The organism is Conexibacter woesei Iso977N, assembly GCF_000424625.1.
GTDB lineage: Bacteria > Actinomycetota > Thermoleophilia > Solirubrobacterales > Solirubrobacteraceae > Baekduia > Baekduia woesei_A.
The window spans coordinates 432,279-453,656 of sequence record NZ_AUKG01000002.1; the positions used below are offsets into that span (position 1 = coordinate 432,279).

Sequence of the window (21,378 nt, forward strand, 5' to 3'; positions counted from 1 at the left end):
CATTGCAAGCCCTGAAGCTCACCCCGACCTCGTTCATGGTCCTCGGCCTGCTCGAGCAGGCCGCGCCCGCGGAGGCCACGCCCTACGACATCAAGCAGTGGATGGGCTTCTCGGTGGACAACTTCTGGCCCACGCCGCACGCGCAGGTCTACCGCGAGCCCGAGCGGCTGGCGACCGGCGGCTACGTGACCGAACGCAGGGAGGAGACCGGCCGGCGGCGCAAGTTCTACAAGATCACCGAGGCCGGCTCGGCGGCGCTGGAGACGTGGCGCCACGAGCCGCTCGACGACCTGCCGGAGCTGCGCGACGCCGCCGTCCTCAAGATCTTCTTCGGCGCCGACCCGGTGGTCGTCGCCCGCCACCAGGTCGCCGCGCACGAGGCCAAGCTCGCCGAGTACGAGCACCTCCGCTCCAACATCGCGGAGTTCATCCCGCCCGGCCAGCTCCTCGCGCTCGACATCGGCATCGCCCACGAGCGCAAGGAGGTCGACCTCTGGAACGAGGTCGCGGCCGGTCAGGTCCCGCCTACTACCAGTGCACCCCGCGCATGATGTTGGCCATCGCGATCTGCTCGACCGAGGCCTTCTCGTTCGGGTCCTTCTCGCCCTTCGACGCGGCGGAGTCCGGGAACACCTTGTAGGCCATGTGCAGGATCTGGTCGACCGCCTTCGGCGCGACCGCGTAGAGCACCTCGCCGAACGTCCCCAGCCGCGTGTTGATCTGCTTGGGCTTGCTGCGGATCGCCTCGCAGATGATGTCGCCCGCCTCGTCCGGCGAGATCGTCGGGAACGAGTCATAGATCTTGGTCGGCGCGATCATCGCCGTCCGGACCAAGGGCATGTGGATGGTCGTGAACGTGATGCCGTCGCCGATGACCTCGGACGACACGACGCGCGTCCACGCGTCCAGCGCGGCCTTCGACGCGACGTAGGCGCTGAAGCGCGGCGGCGAGGTCTGCACGCCGATCGACGACACGTTGACGATGTGGCCGGCGCCGCGCTCGCGCATGTGCGGGAGCAACCCCATCGTCAACTTGATCGTGCCGAGGTAGTTGAGCTGGACCGTGCGCTCGAAGTCGTGGAAGCGGTCCTGCGAGAGCGCGATCGAGCGCCGGATCGAGCGGCCCGCGTTGTTGACCAGGACGTCGATCGACGCGTGGTCGGCGAGCAGCGAGGCGACGAGGTCGTCGATCGAGTCCAGCGCGCTCAGGTCCGCGGAGTAGGCGTACGCCGTGCCGCCGGCGCGCTCGATCTCCTGCTTGGCCTCCTGCAGCTTGTCCATCGACCGCGCGACCAGGATCGGGATGCCGCCGGCGCGCGCGACCTTGTGCGCGGCGGCCAGGCCGATGCCCGACGACGCGCCGGTGATGACCACCGTCTTGCCGTTGACCGCGTGCTCGAAGGACCGGTCCTTGTACAGGTCCGGGTCCAGGACGCGCTCCCAGTAGTCCCACAACTTGGTCGCGTAGGTGTCCAGCTCCGGGACCGCGATCTCGCTGTCGGCCAGCGCGCGCTCGGTGTCGCGCGTGTCGAACTGGCACGAGAAGCCGACGTGCTCGATGACCTCCGGCGGGATCCCGAAGTCGGCCAGGATCGAGTCCCGGACGCCCTTCAGCGCGGGCAGCTTCATCACCATCGACAACGTGCCCTTGGGCAGCATGTCGAGCAGCTTCCTGTCGATCCGCATCGCCATGTGCGGCGCGTGGCCGGCACGGGCCATCGTGTTGAGGACGTCGCCCGAGCGCTGGCCCTTGGGGTGGGCGAGGTGGAACGTCTGGCCGTCGAGCCCGTCGGCGTGGGCGATGTGGTCCATCGCCTTGGCGACGTAGTCGACCGGGACGACGTTGGTCCAGCCCAGCTCCGGCCCGACCAGCGGCGCCCACTCGGGCAGCCAGCCGCGGATCTTCTGCAGCGCCTTGAAGAAGTAGTAGGGCCCGTCGACCTTGTCCATCACGCCGGTCTGCGAGTGGCCGACGACGATCGCGGGGCGGTAGACGCGCAGCGGCGACGACGCGTCGTCGCGGGCGATCCTCTCCGACTCGAACTTCGTGCGGTGGTAGGCGGACGGGAGCTTCTGGCCCTCGTCGAACATGTCCTCGCGGAACAGGCCGCGGTGCGCGCCGGCGACGGCGACGGACGACACGTGGTGCAGCGTCCCGCTGTCGAGCGCGTTGGCGAGGTCGACCGCGTTGCGCGTGCCCTCGACGTTGAGCTTCTCGTTGCGCTCCTCGTCGGCGGTCATGTCGTAGATCGCCGCGAGGTGGAAGAAGTGGTCGATCGAGCCCCTGTGCTCGGCGATCCAGGCGTCGTCGACGCCGAGGTTGGGGTGGCCGAGATCGCCGACGACGGGGTGGACGCGCTCAGCGTCGGGCCAGGTCTCGATCAGCGCGTCGAGACGGTCGCGCGAGGTCTCGCGGACCAACACGTACACGTCGCCGGTGCGGTTGCGCAGCAGCTCCTCGACGAGATGCCGGCCGATGAACCCCGTCGCTCCGGTCACGAAATACGCCATGCAGCTTCTCTCCTCACTCCTCCAGCGGGACGAGAGGCGATCCTATCCGCAAGCCGCGAGGCTCACGCAGGGTGTGTTCCGCTAGGAGATCCCGGCGCCCGCGCCGCTGCGGCCCTCGCCACCCGCGAAGCGCGCCGCGCCGGACTGGGCCGCCGCGTAGGTCTCGGGACCGGCCTGGGCCTCGAGCGCCAGGCCCTCGGCGAGCGGCAGGCCGAAGCCCTCGATCGCCGCGCGGCGGTCGGCGAGCATGGTCGCCTGCGGGAACGACGCCAGCGCCTCGGCCCACTCCAGCGCGCGCGTGAGCGCCGCGTCGGGGCCGTCGGGGACGACCTCGGTGACCAACCCCATCGACAACGCCTCGGCCGCGTCGACGATCCGGCCCGACAGGATCAGGTCCAGCGCGCGGCCGAGCCCGACGATCCGGGGCAGGCGCTGCGTGCCGCCGTCGATCAGCGGGACGCCCCAGCGCCGCTCGGGGCAGCCGAACGACGACTGCGCGGTCGCGATCCGCAGGTCGCACCACAGCGCGAGCTCCAGCCCGCCGGCCAGCGCGAACCCGTCGACCGCGGCGATCGCGGGCTTGCTCGGCGTCCGCCGCGTGAAGCCCATCGGCCCGTTGGGGTCGTCCAGGCGCCCGGCGTAGGTGTCGATCGCCTTGAGGTCGGCGCCCGCGCAGAAGGCGATCCCGCCCGCGCCGGTCAGGACCATCACCCGCGCGTCGTCGTCGGCCTCGAAGCGCTCCAGCGCGGCGAGCAGCGCCTCGGCCGTCGGACCGTCCACAGCGTTGCGCCGCTGCGGTCGGTCGATCGTCACCACCGCGGCGGCGCCGCGGCGTTCGTACGAGACAGGCTCCGGCGACATGGTCGCGGAGCCTAGGGGCTTACCAGCCGCCGGACCAGCGCTTGTCGCCGCCGGCCGCCTTGACCGCGGCCTTCCTCTCGTCCTTGCGCTTCTCCAGACGCCACTGGAGCAGCGAGACGACGAGGACCAGCACCGGGAAGAAGGCGATGACGATGAACGCGGCGTTGGTGACGACCTTGTCGTCGGTCTCGCCGTAGGCGCCCTCGCCCGAAGCCTGGGCGAACGCCATGGGCGCGCTGAGGGCCAGGAGGGCGATCGTCAGGAACAGGGTCTTCGTGAGGCGGCGCATCGCAACCCGCATCGTATTGAATGCGGCGCCATGGCGGCACTCTCACGTGAGCGGCTCGACGACGGGATCGAGGTCATCCGGCTGGACCGGCCGGACGTCCGGAACGCGATGGACACGGCGATGCTGGCGGAGCTCGGCTCCGCCCTGACCGAGCTGGCGGCCGACGACGCGCTGCGGGCGCTGGTCTTCTCCACGACGTCCGAGCGCGCGCTGTGCGCGGGCGCCGATGTCGGCGAGCAGCTCGACCACGCCGCGGGCGTGGCGCGGATGGAGGCGTTCGCGCGCCTCTACGCGGCGGTCGAGGCGTTCCCGGCGCCGACGATCGCGGTCTGCGTCGGCAACGTCGTCGGCGCGGGCGCCGAGCTGGCGTGCGGCTGCGACCTGCGCGTCGGCGGCGACAACCTCAAGCTCGTGTTCCCGGGCGCGAGGCTCGGCGTCCCGGTCGGCCCGGCGCGGCTGGTCCCGCTGGTCGGGCTGGGCAAGGCGAAGGAGCTGATCTTCACGGGGCGCGTCGTGGGCGTGGACGAGGCGGACGCGCTCGGGCTGCTGGCGCGCCGCGCGACGCCCGAGGGTGCCGAGGCCGCCGCGCTGCAGCTGGCGCGCGAGATCGCCGCGCACCCGCCGGAGGGGCTGCGCCACCTGAAGGGTTTGTTCCGCGCCTACGAGGGCACGGAGGACCGCGTGGCCAGGGAGAACGCGGAGATCGTGGAGTTCCAGCGAACCGGCGGCGGGCTGCCGTACGGCGGGGTGAAGCGGTGAGCGCGGCGCACGCCCCGGCGGCAGCGCACGTCGCGGCGGCGCCGAAGACCGACAAGACGCTGAAGGCCGACCTCGTCCGGCTGGCGAAGGCCGCGGGCGGGTCCGGCGGCTTCACGGTCATCGACGACCGCACCGGGCGCACGGTCGCAGCCTCCGACCCGGACACCTCCCGGCCGCTGGGGTCGACGGCCAAGCTCTTGACCACAGGCCTGGCGGCCGCGACCTTCACGCCGCCGACCAACTACCTGAACACCTCGGTCGAGACCTCCACGCCGGTCGGCGTGGACGGCACGCTGGACGGCGACCTCTTCCTCGTCGGCGTGGGCGATCCGCTGATGGGCGAGGCGCAGCTACAGACGCTCGCCGACGGGGTGCAGAGGGCCGGCATCAGGACGATCAGCGGCTCGATCGTGGGCGACGGCTCGCGCTTCGACGACTGGGTGGGCGGGCCGTCCACGCACGGGGCGTTCGACCTCAACATGAATGGATCGATCGGCGCGCTGACCTACGCGCGAGGACGAGAGGCTCCCGACGGCCCGCTCCAGCCGGACCCGGCGCGGGCGGCGGCGTTCCGGTTCGACGACGTCCTGGAGGCACGTGGGGTCGTCATCCGCGGCACGCCGCGCCAGGGCATCCGCGACGGCAGCAGGCCCTTCGCCTTCTCCCAGACGCCGGTCTCCGCAGTGATCGAGGACATCAACAAGAGGTCCGATGACTTCGCCGCCGAGATGCTCGCGAAGATCGCCGCGTACAAGGTCGACGGTACGCAGGCGACGACGGCCCGCGCTGCCACGGACATCGCTGCCTACGCCCGCACGCTGCACACCCGCTTCCGCGTGGTCGGCGGCTCGGGGGTCGATCGCCGCACGTCGGGCGCACCGCGGCAGCTCGCGCGCTATGTGCGGGCGATCCGGAGGACCGCGGTCGTCGCGAGGTCGCTGCCGATCGCCGGTGTGGACGGCACGCTGGTCAACCGGATGATGAGCGCGCCCGCGCGCGGCAACTGCCACGCGAAGACCGGCTCGCTGCCGCAGTCGCGCGACAGCGCGCTGGCGGGCTGGTGCCGCGTCCACGGGCGCACGCTGGTCTTCGCGATCCAGCGCACGCGCGTGACGTCACAGCCCGCGGCCAAGGACGCCGAGGACACGATGGTCGAGCGGATCGCCGCCTCGCGCCCCCGCTAGTCCTCGGCCAGCACCTGCTGCAGCCACGGCTCGAACGTCCTCAGGAACGCGCTCCTCTCGGGCGCCGCGGTCAGCGGGTCGAGGTGGGAGTCGGTCCTCGAGGCGTCGACGTACTTGGTGTGGTACCGGTCGGTGTTCGCGAGCCTGGCGAACTTCTTGGCGCCCTTGAGCACCGCGCCGTTCGTCAGCGACGTCTGCAGCGCGTAGAGCGCCAGGTCGCTCTGCGCGAGGTTCCTCTTGGCGTCCTTCAGCCGCAGGCCGAGGTACTTGGCGGCGCTGTTCTGCACGAGCGGCGACGCGGCGTCCACGTCGAGGTTCAGGCGCGCGGGGTAGAACCACTCGACCGCGTTGCCGGGCTCCTGCCCGAACGTCTCCTCGACGCGCCTGATCGGCGAGACCTCGCCGTCGACCCACCGGCCGTCGCTGCCCAGCGAGCCGGCGCGGACCTGGATCAGCCCGAGCGCCTTCGGCGAGGTCGTCGCGTCGAACGCGAAGCCGAACTGGCCCTCGTTCGTCACGGGGATCGGCGGCTTGAACGCGGCGGGCAGCAGCGAGAACCTCTGGCCGACCGACGGCGCGTCGGGCTCCTTCAGCGCGAGGATCGCGGCGCTCTCGCTCAGGATCCCCGTCACCCACGGCAGGCCGAGCCCGAGCAGGTCCAGGAACGGCTGCCTGCGGATCGCCGCCAGGCGCGTCCTGGCCTGCGCGAGGTCCGCCGAGTCGAACGACCCCAGCAGGCCGCCGTCGATCAGCACCAGGCCGTTGAGGTCGCGGTAGCCCGGGTGGCCGTCGAAGTCCCACGCCGCGTAGGCGACCGCGACCGACGCGCCGAGCGAGTGGCCGCCGAGCAGGACGCGGGTGGCGCCGCCGCGGTGGGCGGCCGCGATCACCGCCCGGACGTCCTCCAGCTGGACCTTCAGGCCCCAGTCGGCCGCGAAGCCGAGCTGGGCGGCGTCCGGCGGCTGGTAGTGCGGCTGGATCGACGGGTCGGCGATCCAGCCCGCGTAGTAGCTGAACATCTGCTGCGGCGTGACCGTGCCGGCCAGCGCCTGGCGGAAGACGCTCGTGTCCTCCAGCGCCTGCGAGCGCCGGTCGACCGCCCACACCTGGATGTCGCGCTCCTGCCTGACGATGTCGCGCGCGTCGAGCGTGAAGTCGCCGCGGCCGCCGTTCGTCCCCGGCACGAGGATCAGGACGTTGCGCGACCTCAGGTTCCCGAACTTCGTGACGTCGAGCCTGTCGTACTTGCGCGGCCCGGGCGCGTGGGTCCAGCCCGTGACGTGGGTCTGGACCTCGGCCGCGGAGGCGACCGGAGCGGCGGCGAGGCAGGCCGCGCAGAGCGCCGCGGCGAGCAGGAAGCGGTGGGACATCGCGCATACCTACCATGGTGGCGTGGCCGTCGTCATCGCTTCCGACCTCTCCAAGGACATGTCCGGCAACCCGCTGATGTCGGGGGTGTCGTTCAAGCTCGAGCGCCGCGACCGGCTGACGATCGCCGGGCGCAACGGCGCGGGCAAGACGACGCTGTTGCGGATGCTGGCCGGCGAGACCGGGATCGACGGCGGCGAGCTGGTCTTCCAGAAGGGCGTTCGCGTCGCGCTGCACGACCAGCGCCCGCCGCGCGACCAGGACGTCACGCTGCGCGACTACGTGCTCTCCGCCTGCAAGGAGCAGCTGTCGCTGGAGGCCGAGCTGGCGTCGCTCGAGGTCAAGATGGCCGAGGGCGACGAGGCGGCGATGAACCGCTACGCCGACACCTACGCGAAGTTCGAGGCGGCCGGCGGCTACGGCTGGCGCGACCGCGCCGGCAACTACCTGCACGGGCTCGGCTTCGCCGACGAGGCGCTGGACCGCAAGCTCGACACGTTCTCCGGCGGGCAGCTGACGCGCGCCTCGCTGGCGCGCGCGCTGGCCGTCGAGGCCGACCTGCTGCTGCTCGACGAGCCGACCAACCACCTCGACATCGAGTCGCTGGAGTGGCTGGAGAGGACGCTGACCGGCCTGGACTGCGCGATCTGCCTGGTCGCGCACGACCGCTGGTTCCTGGAGGCCGTCGGCACCGCGGTGCTGGAGCTGGAGCTCGGCAGGTCCAAGTACTTCAGGGGCACCTGGCACGCGTGGCGCCGCGAGCAGGCCGCGCGCGAGATGGCGCTCGGCAAGGCGATCGAGAAGCAGCAGGCCGAGATCGCGCGGATGGAGGCGTTCGTCGAGCGCTTCCGTGCGAAGGCGTCGAAGGCCAGGGCGGCGCAGTCGCGCGTCAAGGCCCTCAACAAGATCGAGCGGGTCGACCGCGATCCCCGCGACACGCGCGAGCTCGGGTTCTCGTTCGCCAAGCCGGAGCGCACGGGCCGTGTGATCTTCGAGCTGGAGGACGGGCGCCTGGAGGTCGGCGAGGGCGAGCGCCACAAGCTGCTGGTCGAGGACGGCGAGCTGTGGCTGGAGCGCGGCGAGCACGTCGCGCTCGTCGGTCCCAACGGCACCGGCAAGACCACGCTGATCGAGGCGCTCGCCGGCGCGCGGCCGCTGGACGGCGGCAAGCTCCGGACGGGGCACAATCTCAAGGTGGGGTACTTGAGCCAGCACGACTCCGAGCTGGAGGGGCTGGGCAGCGCGCGGACGGTCGCCGAGGCGTGCGTGAAGCGCACGGGGCTGACGCCGGGCAAGGCGCGGTCGTTGCTGGGCAAGTTCCTGTTCAGCGGCGAGGACGCGGAGAAGCCGCTGGACGGGCTGTCCGGCGGTGAGCGCAAGCGGCTGGCGCTGGCGATCCTGCTGTCGCAGGGCGCGAACGTCCTGATCCTCGACGAGCCGACCAACCACTTGGACTTGGAGTCGCGCGAGGCGCTGGAGGATGCGCTGAAGGGCTTCGAGGGCGCGCTGCTGCTGGTCACCCACGACCGGGCGCTGCTGGAGGCGGTCGGGACGCGCACCGTCGCGCTGGAGCACCAGCGGCTGCGGTCCTACCTGGGCGACTGGGTCGAGTACGCGCGGATCCGCGAGGAGCGCAGGGCCGCGGGCGAGGACCCGGACGGGCCGCCGCCGGCCAGGGCGAAGGCGGCTGCGAAGCCGAAGCCCTCGAAGGCGAAGGCCGCTGCTCCGGCGGTGGCGGTGGCTGCCGCTCCGAAGGCGAACGGCAACGGCGCGGCGACCGCGACGGTTCCTGCGCCGTCCAAGAACGCCCAGAAGCAGACGGCCAAGCTGGAGAAGGCGATCGAGACCGCCGAGGCCGCGCTCGCGTCGCTCGAGGAGGAGCTGGCCGCGCCCGAGGCGTGGGCGACCCAGTACGAGTCCGCGAAGAACACCGCCCGTCACACCGCCGCCAGGCGCGCGGTCGACGACGCCTACGCGGCGCTCGAAGAGCACCTGGACAAGATCGGCGCCTAGCGCGCCCGGCGCGGCACCGTACGATCGCGCGATGCTCGTCGGCACCGCGATCACCGCCAGCCACCTGCCGTGGGCGCGCGTGCTGGCCGCGAGCTTCGCCGAGCAGCACCCGGACGCGCCGCCGGTGGCGGTCCTGGTCGTCGACGACGTTCATGGTGTGGTCGACGGCGCGGGCGAGCCGTTCGAGCTGCTGCGGCCCGCCGACGTCGGGATCGACGACGCCGAGCTGCACCGCCGCGGCGCGATGTACCAGCCGATGGAGCTGGCCGGCTCGACGCGCGCGCTGCTGCTCGCGACGTTGCTGGAGCGCGCGGGCGGCGGGCCGGTCGCGTTCGCCGACGCCGACGTGCTGGTGTGCGGCTCGCTCGATCCGGTCGCCGAGCAGGTCGCGCGCGAGGGCATCGTGCTGAGCCCGCACCTGCTCGCGCCGCCCGCGCGGCCGGAGCCGATCGAGCAGGGGCTGCTGCTGGCCGGGTCCTACAACTGCGGGTTCCTCGGCGTCGCGGGGGAGGCGGGCGCGCGCTTCACGCGCTGGTGGGCGGGGCATCTGGAGCGCGACTGCATCAGCGATCAACCAGGAGGGCTGTTCGTCTCCCAGCGCTGGCTGGACCTCGCGCCGGGGCTGTTCGGCGTGGCGAACCTCGCCGATCCAGGGACGAACGTGACGGTGCACAACCTCGGCGCGCGGGTGATCGCCGAGGGCCCGGCGATCGACGGCGCGCCGCTGCGGCTGCTGCACGTCGGCGGGGACTTCGACCCGCGCGCCGGGGCCTGGCCGCGGCTGGCGACGAGCCCCGTGGCCGCGGAGTTGTTGGAGGACTACGCCCGCCGCCTGATCGCCGCGGGCCACGTCGCGCCGGCCGCGCCGTACGGCTTCGCGGCCGCGTCGGATGGCACGGTCCTGGAGCCGTGGGTCCGGCGCGCGGTCCGGGCGGCGCTGCTCGACGGCGATCCCGCGCCGGATCCCTTCGCTTCGGGCGCGGCGTTCACCGAGTGGCTCGCCGACGCGCCCGAGCCGCCGGCCTCGCGCTGGGCGCTGGCGCTCCGGGCCTACCGGCGCGACATCGCCGCCGCGTTCCCCGCCGTCCCCGGCGCCGACGCGCCGCGCTTCGTCAGGTGGCTGGGGATCCAGGAGGAGATCCCGATCCCGGCCCGCTTTGCCCCGCCCGAGATCGAGCTGGACGAGGAGCGCGCCGCCCGCGAGGTCGGCGAGCACATGGCCGCGCTCGACAGCGCGCGGCAGCGGGCCGAGGCCGAGGCGGAGACGCTGCGCGCCGCGCTCGCGACGGCGGAGGGTGCCCGCGACGCGGACCGCGCCGCGCTTGCCGCGCTGCGCTCCAACCGCGCGCTGCGCGCCTCGCAGGCCGGCCGCCGCGCGCTCAACAAGCTCTTGCGTCGCTAGCGGCGTCGGCGCGCTGCTCCTCGGGGCGGCTAGCGCCCGTCGGGCGTCTCGGCGACCACGCTGGCGGGGATGCCGACGACCTGCACGCCCGGCGGGACGTCGCGCGTCACGACGGCGCCCGCCGCCACGACCGCGCGGTCGCCGATCGTCAGGCCGTCGAGCACGAGCGCGCCCATCCCGACGAACGCGCGGTCGCCGATCGTCACGTTGCCGGCGACGTTGGCGCCGGGCAGCAGGCTCACGTGGTCGCCGATCGTCGTGTGGTGGCCGATCAGGACGCCGCGGTTGACGATGACGTGGCGGCCGATCGCCGAGCGCGTCCCGGTGATGGCCCCGGCGCCGACGAGCGTCCCCTCGCCGACCGTCGTCCGCGACGAGACGCGGGCGGTCGGGTGGACGAGCGTCGCGAACGGGATCCCGTGCGCGGCGACCTGCTCGGTGAAGGTGTAGCGCTTGGTCGTCACCAGCGCGCACAGCGCCCACACGCCGTCCATCCCGGCCAGCGCGTCGACCCAGTGGATCGGCAGCCCGTCGAGCTCGCCGCCCGCGCGCTCGCGCTCCCAGTTCTCGACGAAGCCCGCGACGCGCCAGCCGTCGACTTCCCCGGCGAGGTCGGCGACCTCCTCGGCGAACGTCCGCGTGCCGCAGATCAGCAGGTCGCGCGCCACCGCTCAGAACCCCTGAACGGCCGTGACGACCTGGTCGACCTCGGCGTCGGTGAGCGCCGGGTGCAGCGGCAGGTTCAGGCCGGTCTCGGCGAGCCGCTCGCTCACGGGCAGGCGCTGCGCCTGCGCTCCGAACGCCGGCATCCGGTGCAGCGGCGGGTAGCGCATCGTGGTGTAGATCCCGGCGCCGAGCAGCGCGTGGGCGAGCGCGTCGCGGCGCCCGTCGGTCACGCGCACGAAGTAGGTGAACCACGAGTGGCGCTCGCGCGGCCCGGGATCCTCCGGCGTGATCAACCACCCCAACTCGCCCAGCTCGCGCTGGTAGTGGGCCCAGATCGCGGCGCGCCGCGCCTGGTTGGCCGCCAGCCGATCGAGCTGCGCCAGGCCGATGCTCGCCGAGACGTCGTTGGGCAGCATCCGCGGGAACGGCGCGGTGTGCGCGGTCTCCCACCAGCGGCCGGCCGCGCCGCCGTTGGACGACGCCGCGAACCCGGACCGCTCCAGCCCGCAGTAGCGCAGCGAGCGCACGCGCTCCAGGACGTCCGGGTCCTGCGCGGTGACCGCGCCGCCGTCGGGCGTCGCGAGGTTCTTGACGGCGTCGAACGAGTAGATCCCGGCGGCGCCGAGCGTCCCGCACGCGCGGCCGTCGAGCGCCGAGTCGATCGCGTGGGCCGCGTCCTCCAGGACCGGCAGGCCGAGCGCGGCGACCGCGCCGACGTCGACCGGCTTCCCGGCGTAGTGCACCACCATGATCGCCGCGGCGCGCGGCGTCAGGACCGCTGCGCACAGCTCAGCGGTCACGTTCTGCGTGGCCTCCTCGACGTCCACGAAGACCGGCCGGTGGCCGGCGAGCGCGACCGCGTTGGCGCAGGCGATCCAGGTCCAGGACGGCACGAGCACGTCGCTGCCCGGCGGCAGGCCGAGCGCGGCGACCGCCGCGTGCAGCGCGTTGGAGCCGCTGTCGACCATCACCAGCGGCGCGCCGAGCCGGTCGCCCAGCGCCGCCTCGAACGCGGCCACCTGCGGACCCATGCCCATCCAGCCGTCGCGGACGCTCGGCGCCAGCGCGGCCAGCTCCTCGGCGCCCGTGCGCGCGCCGAAGACGCCGATCATCGCGGGACCGCGAGCGGGAGGCCGAGCCGCTCGCGCGCCTGCGCGGGCGTGGCGAGCGGGCGCTCGGCCAGCGCGGCGAGCTGCGCGACGCGCCCGACGAGCGCGGCGTTGGTCGCGAGCGTCGTGCGGTCGCGGTCGAGCCAGATGTTGTCCTCCAGCCCGACGCGCACGTGGCCGCCGGCGGCGATCGCCAACATGGTGGCGTCGAGCTGGAAGCGCCCGATCCCGCCCAGCGCCCACGTCGTGTCCGGCGGCGCGACGGCGAGGAACGCGGCGAGCGTCGCGGGCAGCAGCGGCGCGGTCCCGGGGTTCCCGAGCAGGATGTTGGCGTAGTGCGGGCCTTCGATCTCGCCGCGCTCCGCGAGGTGCGCGCCCCACGCGAGCATGCCGGGCTCGAAGGCCTCCAGCTCCGGCCGGATGCCGCGCTCGCGCATCCGGCGGGCGAGGCCGAGGACGACGTCGGGCGCGTTGACCGACGCCTGGCGCAGGAAGTTGTTGGAGCCGAGCGTCAGCGACGCCATGTCGGGCCGTGCCGCTCCGTCGAGGTCGAGCACGGCCGCGCGGGCCTCCAGCGACGGCTCGATCCGGCCGCTGCAGCTCACGCAGACGATCAGCTCGGGGTCGATCGCGCGGATCCCCTCGACGATCGGCGCGACGTCGTCCGGGTCCTGGCTGGGCGTGCCGTCGGGCCTGCGCGCGTGGACGTGGACGATCGCGACGCCGGCCTCCGCGCAGCGCTCGACGTCGGCCAGGATCTCGGCGGTGGTCAGCGGGACGTGCGGCGTGTCCGCCCGCATCGGCACCATCCCGGTGGGGGCGAGGTTGACGATCAGGGGGTCGGATGCCATGCGGCCGCCGAATGTACCGCGGTGGGTCGGCGCGCGCCGTGGGTAGGCTGCCTGACGAATGGCCGGGGAGCTCGATCTGGTGACATCCGCGTTGCGGGCCGACGCGGGAGACGTGGACGTCTTCTTCGACGTGCTGGTCGGCAAGCTCGCCGAGGCGCTGCCCGAGCAGGTCGAGGTGGAGCGCGGCGGCTTCCTCGGCAGGGGCAGGCCGGAGGCGGTGAGGGTCGCGCTCGGCGACGCCCACTACGAGGCGCGGCGGGAGAAGCGGCGGGTCCGCTGCGCGCGGCGCGTCGTGGTCCGCGGGATCGCGCTGAAGACCGAGGAGCTGGAGGTCGGCGCGTGGATCGACGCGCTCTCGGCCGACCTCGTCGACGAGGCCGCGCGGTCGGAGCGCGCCCGGACCGCGCTGCAGGGCCTGCTCGACGCATGACGAGGCGGCCGTTCAGCTCGGCGCTGGGGACCCGCGAGGCGCTCGCGGTCAGCCACGCCGGGCTGGTGCCGCTGCGCCAGGTGCTGGGCGTGTCGTACTTCAAGATGGGCTGGCAGACGACGCCGTGGTCGGCGGGCGGCGGCTGGAACCTGCGCGGCGCGGGCGGGACGACCGAGCTGGAGAACCAGACCGAGGCGTGGAACCAGGCGCGGACCGCCGCCGTCCGGCGGCTGCGCGACGAGGCGGTCGCGTGTGGCGCCGACGCGGTCGTCGGCGTCCGGATCGTCCGGCGGCTGCGCGACTGGGCGAGCGACCTGGCGGAGTTCGTCGCGACGGGGACCGCGGTGCGCTCGGCGCGCCACGACGTCGGCGACGGCGCGCCGCTGCTGTGCTCGCTGTCGGGGCAGGACGTCGCGAAGCTGATCGCCCACGGGTTCTGGCCGGCCGGGATCGTGGGCGGGTCGACCGTCGCCTACGTCGCGTCGGGGTGGGACCAGACGCGCCGCTCGGGCGGGCTGTTCTCCTCCAACTACAACCAGGAGCTGCCGGACTTCAGCAGGGGCATGTACGACGTGCGGGCGCTGGCGATGCGGCGCGTCGAGGCCGACGCGCGCGTGCTGGGCGCGACCGGCGTCGTGGGCGTGAGCATCGACCGCTCGCAGCGCACGCGCGAGCGCGACGTCAACAACACCACCTACGTCGACCTGATCCTGGAGATGCACGTGCTGGGGACGGCGATCGTGGAGGTCGCGCAGGGCGCGGGCGCGCCGCCACCGTCGGTCAAGACGATGGTGTTGCCGCTGTCATGAGCTCTGCGCGTCCCTTCACCAGCGCGCTCGGGACCCGCGAGGCGTTCGCCGTCGCCCACGCGGGCTTCGTCCCGATCCGGCAGGTGATGGGCGCGTCGTTCCACACCCTGGGCTGGCGCGAGCGGCTCAGGTACGCCCAGCAGGTCGCGCCGGCCGACCCGGCGGAGGACCGCTACGTCGCGTTCCAGCGCCAGGAGGCGGTCCGCCGGATGCAGCGCTGGCAGCAGGAGGTCGAGACCGTCGAGCTGGAGCGGCAGACGACCGCCTGGAACAGCGCGCGCGAGCAGGCGATCGAGGGGCTGCGCGCCGAGGCCGCGGCGTGCGGCGCCGACCTCGTCCTGGGCGTGACGATCAAGCGCCTGCGCCGCGACTGGGTGACCGACCTCGTCGAGTTCGCCGTCACCGGGACCGCGGTGCGCAGCCGCCGCTACGCGGTCGGCGACGACGGCCCGCTGCTGTCGACGCTGTCCGGTCAGGACGTGGCGAAGCTGAGCGCTCACGGCTTCTGGCCGGTCGGGATCGCCGGGGGCTCGACGGTCGCGCAGGTCATGACAACCTTCGGCCAGGGGCGCAGGCCGGGGCTGCTCCGCGGGTGGCGCAACGAGGAGGTCCCGGACTGGACGACCGGCATGCGCGACGCCTACAGGTTGGCGCTGCGGCGCGTCGAGCGCGGGGCCCACGAGGTCTACGCGACCGGCGTCGTCGGCGTCGAGATCGAGCGCCACGTCGAGGAGCGCGACCGCGACGACAACGACACCAGGTACCACGACATCGTCGTCGAGATCCACGCGCTCGGCACCGCGATCGCCGAGATCGACGACGGCGACGCGCTGCCACCGTTCAAGTACATCGCCTTGAAGTTGTAACAGCACAAGGAGCTACACCTACACCATGGCCGACAAGGACCAGCAGTCGCAGGAGGAGTACGACCCCAGCTCGACCGCGGGGATCCCGGAGCACGGGCGGGAGCGGTTGGAGCGGATGAAGGGCACGCTGTTCACCAGCGACCTGTCCGTCAACGAGTTCCTGCTGGTCCGGGCCGCGGGCTTCGAGCCGCTCGGGCTTGTCGTCGGGTCGTCGATCTACCACATCGGGTTCCAGGCCTCGAACTGGTCCAAGAACCAGGAGATGGACGTCCTCACGCAGGCGATGTACCACGCCCGCGAGCTGGCGATGACGCGCATGGAGGAGGAGGCCGAGCAGCTCGGCGCGGACGGGATCGTCGCGGTCCGGCTCGACGTGTCGCGGCGCGAGTGGGGCAACGACCTCGCCGAGTTCGTCGCGATCGGGACCGCCGTGCGCCACCGCGAGGGCGAGCTGCACCGCGCGCCGTCCGGGCGCCCGTTCACGTCCGACCTCAGCGGCCAGGACTTCTACACGTTGTTGAGCGCGGGCTACCGGCCGGTGTCGATGGTGATGGGGACGTGCGTCTACCACGTCGCCCACCAGGGCCTGGGCTCGTGGCTGTCGCGCGTCGGGCGCAACACCGAGATGCCGAACTTCACCCAGGCGCTCTACGACGCGCGCGAGCTGGCGATGGAGCGCATGCAGGCCGAGGCCGAGGCGGCACAGGCCGAGGGCATCGTCGGCGTCCAGCTCGTCGAGGGCAACCACGGCTGGTCCTCGCACGTCCTGGAGTACTTCGCGGTCGGCACCGCGGTCATCCCGACCTCCGACGACCACACGATCCCGGACCCCTCGTTCGTGCTCTCCCTCGACGACCAGCGCCAGTCCGGGTTCAAGGGGTTCTAGCACGGACGCGCGCGGTTCACCGGTCCTTCACCCGCCGATCACTGAGCGGTCACAGGTGATCGTGTGGGGCGGGGCAAGCTGGTGCTCGTGACGATCGAGCTCGGCACTCGCCTCGGCCTCAACGTCCACCGCGATCAGTGGCCCTCGACGCCGTTGCTGCGCTCCTATGAGTCGGCCGGCTTCGCGTGGGTGCAGATCCACACACCGCCGCGTCCCATGCTGGCCGACCGGGAACGGAGCCGCCGTCATGCGCGTGCGCTGCGCACCGCCCTGGATCCTCACGGCCTGCGGTTGCTCCTCCACGCGCCCGACGATCTCAGCGCCGGGACCATCGAGCACGACCGGGCCTTCGACGGGTTGCTGGACTACGCGGCGGAGGCGGGTGCGGAGATCGTCGCCGTGCACGGCATGGACTTCCCGATCGCTGAGGGTTCGTCTGCGGCCGCGCGCCTGGACGAGCGACTGGCGGCCGAGGAGCGCTCGTTGCAGCGCTTCGCGGCGCGCGCCGAGGTGCTCGGGTTCACGCTCGCGCTGGAGAACCGGGCGCCGGTGTGGCCGGCGTCGCCGGTCCTGCCGCACGTCGGCTACGACGTGCTCACGCTGCGGGACCTCGTCCGCCGGATCGGCTCGCCCGCGCTGGGGCTGCTGCTCGACGTCGGGCATGCGCACATCTGCGCCGCGCTGCGCGGGGAGAGCGCGGAGCGCGCGGTCCGGGCGGCGCTCCAGGACGCGGTCGCGTTCCACCTGCACGACAACCTTGGCGCTCGGCGCCACGACCTCGGGGCTCCCGGGGTCGACCCGCTTCGTCTCGATCTCCACCTGCCGCCCGGTGCGGGCTGCCTCCCGTGGGATCGCCTCGGCCCGCTCCTGGCCGGCCACCACGCGCCGCTCGTGCTCGAGGTGGAGCGATCCCACGGCGTGGCGCCGGCGGCGCTGGCGGCCGGCGCCACCGCGCTTCTGCGACGCGCGGCGGCGTCGGCCGCTCCGGTCGCCGCCGCGGCGTAGCGCCTACGGCGCGGCGCGCGACGCGACCCGCAGGACCGCGTCGCGCTGCAGCCCGAAGAACGGGTCGTGCCCGCCCGGGCGCGCGCTCCACGCGGCGACCGGCGCGCCCGTCGCGGGGTCGAAGGCGACGGCCGGCGGCTGCGCGTCGTCGGGCTCGGCGAGCGCCTCGGGCGCGCCGAACGGCGCGGTCGGGGTGGGGCGGACGGCCGCCATCGCCTGGTCGGTGAGCTGCTCGCGGATGACGTGCGCCCAGGTGACGACCGCCGCGCCGTCGCGCAGCCGGACCGCAACGCCGCCGACCGCGCCGTCGGGCGCGAGCTCCTGCGTCGTGCCGAACGCACCCGTCGCGGGGTCGAGCGTCGCGGTCTGCACCGGGAACGCGATCCCCTGCAGCACCCTCGGGTCGCGGACGACGCCCGACCACGCGGCGGTGACGTGCCCGACGCCGTCGGCGGCGACCGCGACCGTCCCCTCGGGCCGGTTGACCGCGCCGGCGGTGTCGAGCGTCTGCACGGCACCGAAGTGCCTGGCCCCCGCCACGAGCGACGCGGCGCGCACGACCCACGGCCTGTTCGCCTCCTCGCCGCCGTCCTGGCTGCCCCAGACGATCGTGGAGCGGCCGCGCTCGTCGACCAGCGCCGCGGTCTCGGCGATCCCGTCGTGCGGACCGGCGGTCAGGCGCTTGCCGAACCTCGCACCCGCCCGCGGCGCGGTCCAGGCGTACATGTTGGTCTTGGTGCCGTGCCTGGTCTCGTGCCCGTCGGCGTAGGCGACCAGCGCGCGGCCCGTGTTGCTGAGCGCCACGACGACGTCGCCCGGATGGTCGTAGTCGAGCGCCTGGGTGTCGAACAGCGCCTGCGGCTTGGAGAACGTCCTGGCGCCCGCGGGCCTCCAGGCGACCTTGACCGTCAGCGTCCTCCACAGCTGGCGCCTGCTGCGCGGCGGCGTGATCTCCGCCCAGCCGGCGAGCGCGTCGCCGTGCGAGTCGACCGCGAGTCGCGGCGCCTGCGCGAGCGTCGCGGTGACCAGCGGCCGCGCCGCGCCGACCGCGCCCGCGGCGTTGGCGTTCGACCACGTGATGCTGGTCCTCTGGCCGCCCGCGGTCGTCGCCGAGCGCAGGATCAGCCCGCGCCCGTCGGCGCCGAGCGCCGGCCCGGCGACGAGCTGCTCGGGCAGCGCGCGCAGCTCGCCGTACCCGTCGCCCTGCGTCAGCCGCAGGACGCTCCCGGACGGCGGCGGCTGGACGCCGGTCGGCGGCTGGAGGCTCGTGTTCCAGCCCGCGAGCCCGTTGCCGTTGGCGCCGAAGGCCAGGACCGGCTGGCGCACGAAGTCGGCCGGCGTGCCGAACCCGCTCGGCGCGCTCCACGGCGCGGCGGCCTGCGCGGCCGCGGGCACCAGGGCGGCCGCCGCGACGACGGCGGCGACGGTGGTCTTCATCATGGACCGAACAACGAGGCTCACCACGGGAAGGTTACGTGCAACGCGCCCGCCGGGGCGACGCTCACGTCCGGCGAGCGCCTACGACGACTCGCCCTCCACCGGGGACTCCTCCTCCACCGGGGACTCCTCCTCCACCGGGGACTCGCCCTCCACCGGGATCGGCTCGTCGAAGATCGCGGCGATCGCGTCCAGCGCCTGCTGCTCGTTCGCCGAGACCGGCGTGCCGCCGATCCCGAGGAACCCGCCCTCCTTGTGGGCGTGCGCGACGCTCTCGGCCAAGGAGTACACGAACCGCTTGTACTCCACCAACTCGTCGTCCTGCGCCACGCGGTCGAGCGTCCGGACCGCCCTGCGCAGCTGCTCCAGCGCGGCCGCCCGGATGTCCTCCGGCGTCTTGGGCCGGTTGCTGGCGTCGAGCGACGGCGCGGTCGTCAGCACGTCCTCCAGCAGCTCGCCCGGCTGCCGTGCGCGCGCCTCCGCGTAGCCGCGCGACAGCGCGACGGACTCGCGCAGGTTGCCGCCCGGCTCGGCGGAGGCGACCAGCAGCCCGGCGAGCGCGGGGGCCGTCGTGATGACCGTCCAGTCCTCGGCGTTGAACGATGCCTTGGTCGTCATGCCGACGATGGTAGGCGACTTGTGGCACCGTTCCGCCCCTCATGCTCGTCATCTTCCACCCTGACGCCACCTCCGCCGAGATCGACGCGGTGACCGAGCGCATCACCGCCACGGGGGCCGGCGCGCAGCGCGTCGTCGGCGCCGAGCAGACGGTGATCGGCGTGATCGACGCCGATCGCGACCACATCGCCTCGCTCGAGCTGGACGCCGATCCGGGCGTGGACCGCGTCGTCGCGGTGTCCTCGCCCTACAAGCTCGCGCACAAGCACCGCCACGGCGACCAGCCGCATCCGGTCGAGATCGCGGGCGTCGCGTTCGGCGGCATCGCCGCGGACTTCCGCCTGATCCTCGGCCCGTGCGCGGTCGAGTCGCGCGACCAGACGCTGACCGCCGCGCGTGCGTGCGCGGACGCGGGCGCCGACCTGCTGCGCGGCGGCGCGTTCAAGCCGCGCACGTCGCCGTACGCGTTCCAGGGCCTGGGGCTGGAGGGCCTGAAGATCCTCGCCGAGGCCCGCGAGGAGACCGGCCTGCCGGTCGTGACCGAGCTGACCGACCTGCGCGACGTCGAGCAGGTCGTCGAGTACGCCGACTGCATCCAGGTCGGCGCGCGCAACATGCAGCACTTCCCGCTGCTGACCGAGCTGGGCCGCGCCGGGCTGCCGGTGTTGCTCAAGCGCGGGATGGGCGCGTCGATCGACGACTTCCTGCTCGCCGCCGAGTACATCCTGACCGAGGGCAACCCGAACGTCGTGCTGTGCGAGCGCGGGATCCACGCGAAGGCGACGCCGGCGCGGTCGTGCCTGGACCTCGCCGCCGTCACCGTGCTCAAGGAGCACACGCACCTTCCGGTGATCGTCGATCCGTCTCACGCGGCCGGGCGCCGCGCGCTGGTCGAGCCGCTGGCGCTCGCCGCGGCCGCCTGCGGGGCCGACGGCCTGATCGTCGAGTGCCACCCGGACCCGCGCACTGCGCGCTGCGACGGGCCGCAGGCGATCACGCTCGACGCGCTCCCGCAGTTCGCCGCGCGCGTGCGCGCGGTCGCGCAGGTGGCGACGCCGGCCTAGGCCTCGCCGGCGGCGCCGTCGCCGGCGCCGCCGATCCGCTCGTACTGCTCGCGCATCAGCGCGATGACGTCGGCGACGTCTGTGTCGTCGTCGATGCGTCGCGCCGCGGGCCCACGCCGGTCGGGGAACACGGGGTGTGGGCCGACGCGGCCCGCGGCGAGGAGCTCGTCGAAGACGTCCTTGGGCAGCATGAAGTGCGCCGCGTGATCGCCGTGGAGATGGCCGATCTCCCTGCGGCCGACCCTGAACGACCACTCGCCGCGGCGGCCGAAGCCGGCCTCGACGCCCGGCCAGGCCGTCACCACTTCGGTGATCCGCGCGCTCGCGCCCAACTGCGTCTCGGTGCTCATGACGAGCATGATGCAAGTTCAAGTCAACTTGAAGTCAAGGGCGAATTTCGCGGAGTCTGCTCAGACGCCGACCGTGAGGTTCGCGACGAACCCCTCCCTGACGTTCCCGGTGACCGTCGCCAGCTGGCGGATCGCCCTGTCGTCGGAGAACACGTTGTCGGTGGACAACGACACCTGCGACAGGTTGCGCGTGCTGCCCGGGTACAGGCTCGACGCGTACACCTTCCTGCACGCCGCGGCCGGCATCGCGATCTGCGAGGTCTTGACGATCGGCCCGTTGGCCACCGCCTTGGCGACCGAGGCGTACACCTCGAAGTGGATGTGCGGCCAGCGGCCCGAGTAGCAGGCGGGGTAGATCGTCTTGAACCACGCCAGCCCGTCGCTGTCGGTCTTGACGATCCCACGCAGGTAGTTCTCGTCGGTGACGCCGGAGCCGTACATGGAGTACTTGCCCTGGCGGTCGCAGTGCCAGGCGTACACGGCGACGCCCGATAGCGGCCTGTAGTCCTTGCTCGCGTCGGTGACCGTGAGGTTGACGCGCAGCGGGACGCCGGTCGCCAGCGTCCTGGAGTCGCCGAACGAGCGCCGGATGTCGTGGCGGACGATCCCGGACTCGGTCAGCACATCCGGCCCGTTCGACCCGTCGCCGGGATACGGTCCCGCCGTCTCGCTCGGCGCCGTGCCGGTCGGCCGCTTCGCGGCCAGCGCGCTGCCGGCACCTCCGAGCGTCGCGAGGATCGCCGCCGCACCGCCCGCGCCGAAGAGCTTCAACGCATCGCGCCGCGAGGCGAGCTTGACGAGGTCCTCATGCAGGCCGTCGCCGTGGGGTTCATGGCTCACGGCGAGAACCATCGACCGTCCGGCTGGGAACGGCCTGAGCGCTCGCTGGGACTGGCCCGT

At 73.4% G+C, this 21,378-nt stretch carries 22 protein-coding genes; 11 read left to right on the forward strand and 11 right to left on the reverse strand.

Annotated features, from left to right (window positions below):
* Window positions 1-2: 2 nt before the first annotated feature.
* Window positions 3-551 carry a PadR family transcriptional regulator gene (locus H030_RS32205; protein ID WP_051222696.1) on the forward strand — a complete coding sequence of 183 codons (549 nt, stop codon included), beginning with the start codon at window positions 3-5 and terminating at the stop codon, window positions 549-551.
* Here the strand turns inward: H030_RS32205 and H030_RS0114350 are convergent.
* The 3 genes from H030_RS0114350 to H030_RS39740 all read right to left on the reverse strand — a co-directional run bounded on the left by H030_RS0114350 (window position 529) and on the right by H030_RS39740 (window position 3,661).
* Window positions 529-2,511, reverse strand: a complete 1,983-nt coding sequence (locus tag H030_RS0114350; protein ID WP_027006617.1) for an SDR family oxidoreductase — start codon at window positions 2,509-2,511, stop codon at window positions 529-531. The two genes, H030_RS32205 and H030_RS0114350, sit on opposite strands and share 23 nt — an antisense overlap.
* An 81-nt stretch (window positions 2,512-2,592) precedes the next feature.
* On the reverse strand, window positions 2,593-3,372 hold the full coding sequence (locus H030_RS0114355; RefSeq protein WP_027006618.1) for a crotonase/enoyl-CoA hydratase family protein: 780 nt from the start codon (window positions 3,370-3,372) through the stop codon (window positions 2,593-2,595).
* A gap of 19 nt (window positions 3,373-3,391) precedes the next feature.
* Complete coding sequence (locus tag H030_RS39740) at window positions 3,392-3,661, reverse strand: hypothetical protein (RefSeq protein WP_027006619.1); 270 nt, start codon at window positions 3,659-3,661, stop codon at window positions 3,392-3,394.
* 30 nt (window positions 3,662-3,691) lie between these two features.
* On the opposite strand from H030_RS39740, the gene H030_RS32210 reads away from it, so the two are divergent.
* The gene (locus tag H030_RS32210) at window positions 3,692-4,420 is read left to right on the forward strand and encodes an enoyl-CoA hydratase/isomerase family protein (protein WP_051222698.1); all 729 of its coding nucleotides are present in this window, start codon (window positions 3,692-3,694) and stop codon (window positions 4,418-4,420) included.
* Entirely contained in the window at window positions 4,417-5,604 is a 1,188-nt protein-coding gene (locus H030_RS0114370) for a D-alanyl-D-alanine carboxypeptidase (protein WP_027006620.1), read from the forward strand. Before H030_RS32210 ends, H030_RS0114370 begins: the two co-directional genes overlap by 4 nt.
* Here the strand turns inward: H030_RS0114370 and H030_RS32215 are convergent.
* Window positions 5,601-6,974 (reverse strand): alpha/beta fold hydrolase, encoded by a 1,374-nt coding sequence (locus H030_RS32215; RefSeq protein ID WP_051222700.1) that lies wholly within the window; start codon window positions 6,972-6,974, stop codon window positions 5,601-5,603. The two genes, H030_RS0114370 and H030_RS32215, sit on opposite strands and share 4 nt — an antisense overlap.
* Window positions 6,975-6,996: 22 nt before the next feature.
* Between H030_RS32215 and H030_RS0114380 the strand changes: the two genes are divergently transcribed.
* Together H030_RS0114380 and H030_RS32220 are read left to right on the forward strand one after the other, a co-directional pair.
* Window positions 6,997-8,985 carry an ABC-F family ATP-binding cassette domain-containing protein gene (locus H030_RS0114380; protein WP_027006621.1) on the forward strand — a complete coding sequence of 663 codons (1,989 nt, stop codon included), beginning with the start codon at window positions 6,997-6,999 and terminating at the stop codon, window positions 8,983-8,985.
* A 31-nt stretch (window positions 8,986-9,016) separates the two neighbouring features.
* Window positions 9,017-10,387: a hypothetical protein gene (locus H030_RS32220; RefSeq protein WP_035127706.1), complete on the forward strand. Its 1,371-nt coding sequence runs from the start codon at window positions 9,017-9,019 to the stop codon at window positions 10,385-10,387.
* 29 nt (window positions 10,388-10,416) lie between these two features.
* Here the strand turns inward: H030_RS32220 and H030_RS37115 are convergent, their stop codons facing one another.
* The 3 genes from H030_RS37115 to H030_RS32230 are packed head-to-tail and all read right to left on the reverse strand — an operon-like array spanning window position 10,417 to window position 13,013.
* Window positions 10,417-11,055, reverse strand: coding sequence for an acetyltransferase (locus H030_RS37115; RefSeq protein WP_051222701.1), 639 nt, complete (start codon window positions 11,053-11,055; stop codon window positions 10,417-10,419).
* Between the two features lie 3 nt (window positions 11,056-11,058).
* Window positions 11,059-12,165, reverse strand: a complete 1,107-nt coding sequence (locus H030_RS0114395) for a DegT/DnrJ/EryC1/StrS family aminotransferase (RefSeq protein WP_027006622.1) — start codon at window positions 12,163-12,165, stop codon at window positions 11,059-11,061.
* A complete protein-coding gene (locus H030_RS32230; protein ID WP_035127709.1) occupies window positions 12,162-13,013 on the reverse strand; it encodes a 3-keto-5-aminohexanoate cleavage protein in 852 nt (283 codons plus the stop codon). Before H030_RS32230 ends, H030_RS0114395 begins: the two co-directional genes overlap by 4 nt.
* A gap of 79 nt (window positions 13,014-13,092) precedes the next feature.
* On the opposite strand from H030_RS32230, the gene H030_RS0114405 reads away from it, so the two are divergent.
* The 5 genes from H030_RS0114405 to H030_RS0114425 all read left to right on the forward strand — a co-directional run bounded on the left by H030_RS0114405 (window position 13,093) and on the right by H030_RS0114425 (window position 17,009).
* Complete coding sequence (locus H030_RS0114405; RefSeq protein ID WP_155892050.1) at window positions 13,093-13,443, forward strand: hypothetical protein; 351 nt, start codon at window positions 13,093-13,095, stop codon at window positions 13,441-13,443.
* Complete coding sequence (locus tag H030_RS0114410) at window positions 13,440-14,252, forward strand: heavy metal-binding domain-containing protein (RefSeq protein ID WP_027006624.1); 813 nt, start codon at window positions 13,440-13,442, stop codon at window positions 14,250-14,252. The genes H030_RS0114405 and H030_RS0114410 overlap by 4 nt, the downstream gene beginning before the upstream one ends.
* Window positions 14,249-15,118, forward strand: coding sequence for a heavy metal-binding domain-containing protein (locus tag H030_RS0114415; protein WP_027006625.1), 870 nt, complete (start codon window positions 14,249-14,251; stop codon window positions 15,116-15,118). Before H030_RS0114410 ends, H030_RS0114415 begins: the two co-directional genes overlap by 4 nt.
* A 25-nt stretch (window positions 15,119-15,143) precedes the next feature.
* Entirely contained in the window at window positions 15,144-16,004 is an 861-nt protein-coding gene (locus H030_RS0114420; RefSeq protein WP_051222703.1) for a heavy metal-binding domain-containing protein, read from the forward strand.
* Window positions 16,005-16,067: 63 nt separating this feature from the next.
* On the forward strand, window positions 16,068-17,009 hold the full coding sequence (locus H030_RS0114425) for a sugar phosphate isomerase/epimerase family protein (protein ID WP_027006627.1): 942 nt from the start codon (window positions 16,068-16,070) through the stop codon (window positions 17,007-17,009).
* A 3-nt stretch (window positions 17,010-17,012) separates the two neighbouring features.
* On the opposite strand, the gene H030_RS0114430 is transcribed toward H030_RS0114425, so the two are convergent.
* The gene (locus H030_RS0114430) at window positions 17,013-18,449 is read right to left on the reverse strand and encodes a hypothetical protein (RefSeq protein ID WP_027006628.1); all 1,437 of its coding nucleotides are present in this window, start codon (window positions 18,447-18,449) and stop codon (window positions 17,013-17,015) included.
* A gap of 78 nt (window positions 18,450-18,527) precedes the next feature.
* Complete coding sequence (locus H030_RS37120) at window positions 18,528-19,064, reverse strand: hypothetical protein (RefSeq protein WP_051222705.1); 537 nt, start codon at window positions 19,062-19,064, stop codon at window positions 18,528-18,530.
* A gap of 41 nt (window positions 19,065-19,105) precedes the next feature.
* Between H030_RS37120 and aroF the strand changes: the two genes are divergently transcribed.
* Window positions 19,106-20,128, forward strand: a complete 1,023-nt coding sequence (gene aroF, locus H030_RS0114440) for a 3-deoxy-7-phosphoheptulonate synthase (protein WP_027006629.1) — start codon at window positions 19,106-19,108, stop codon at window positions 20,126-20,128.
* On the opposite strand, the gene H030_RS32240 is transcribed toward aroF, so the two are convergent.
* Together H030_RS32240 and H030_RS0114450 are read right to left on the reverse strand one after the other, a co-directional pair.
* Complete coding sequence (locus H030_RS32240; RefSeq protein WP_051223344.1) at window positions 20,125-20,478, reverse strand: luciferase family protein; 354 nt, start codon at window positions 20,476-20,478, stop codon at window positions 20,125-20,127. The genes aroF and H030_RS32240 overlap by 4 nt on opposite strands.
* Window positions 20,479-20,538: 60 nt before the next feature.
* Window positions 20,539-21,318, reverse strand: coding sequence for an intradiol ring-cleavage dioxygenase (locus tag H030_RS0114450; protein ID WP_027006630.1), 780 nt, complete (start codon window positions 21,316-21,318; stop codon window positions 20,539-20,541).
* Between the last annotated feature and the right edge of the window lie 60 nt (window positions 21,319-21,378).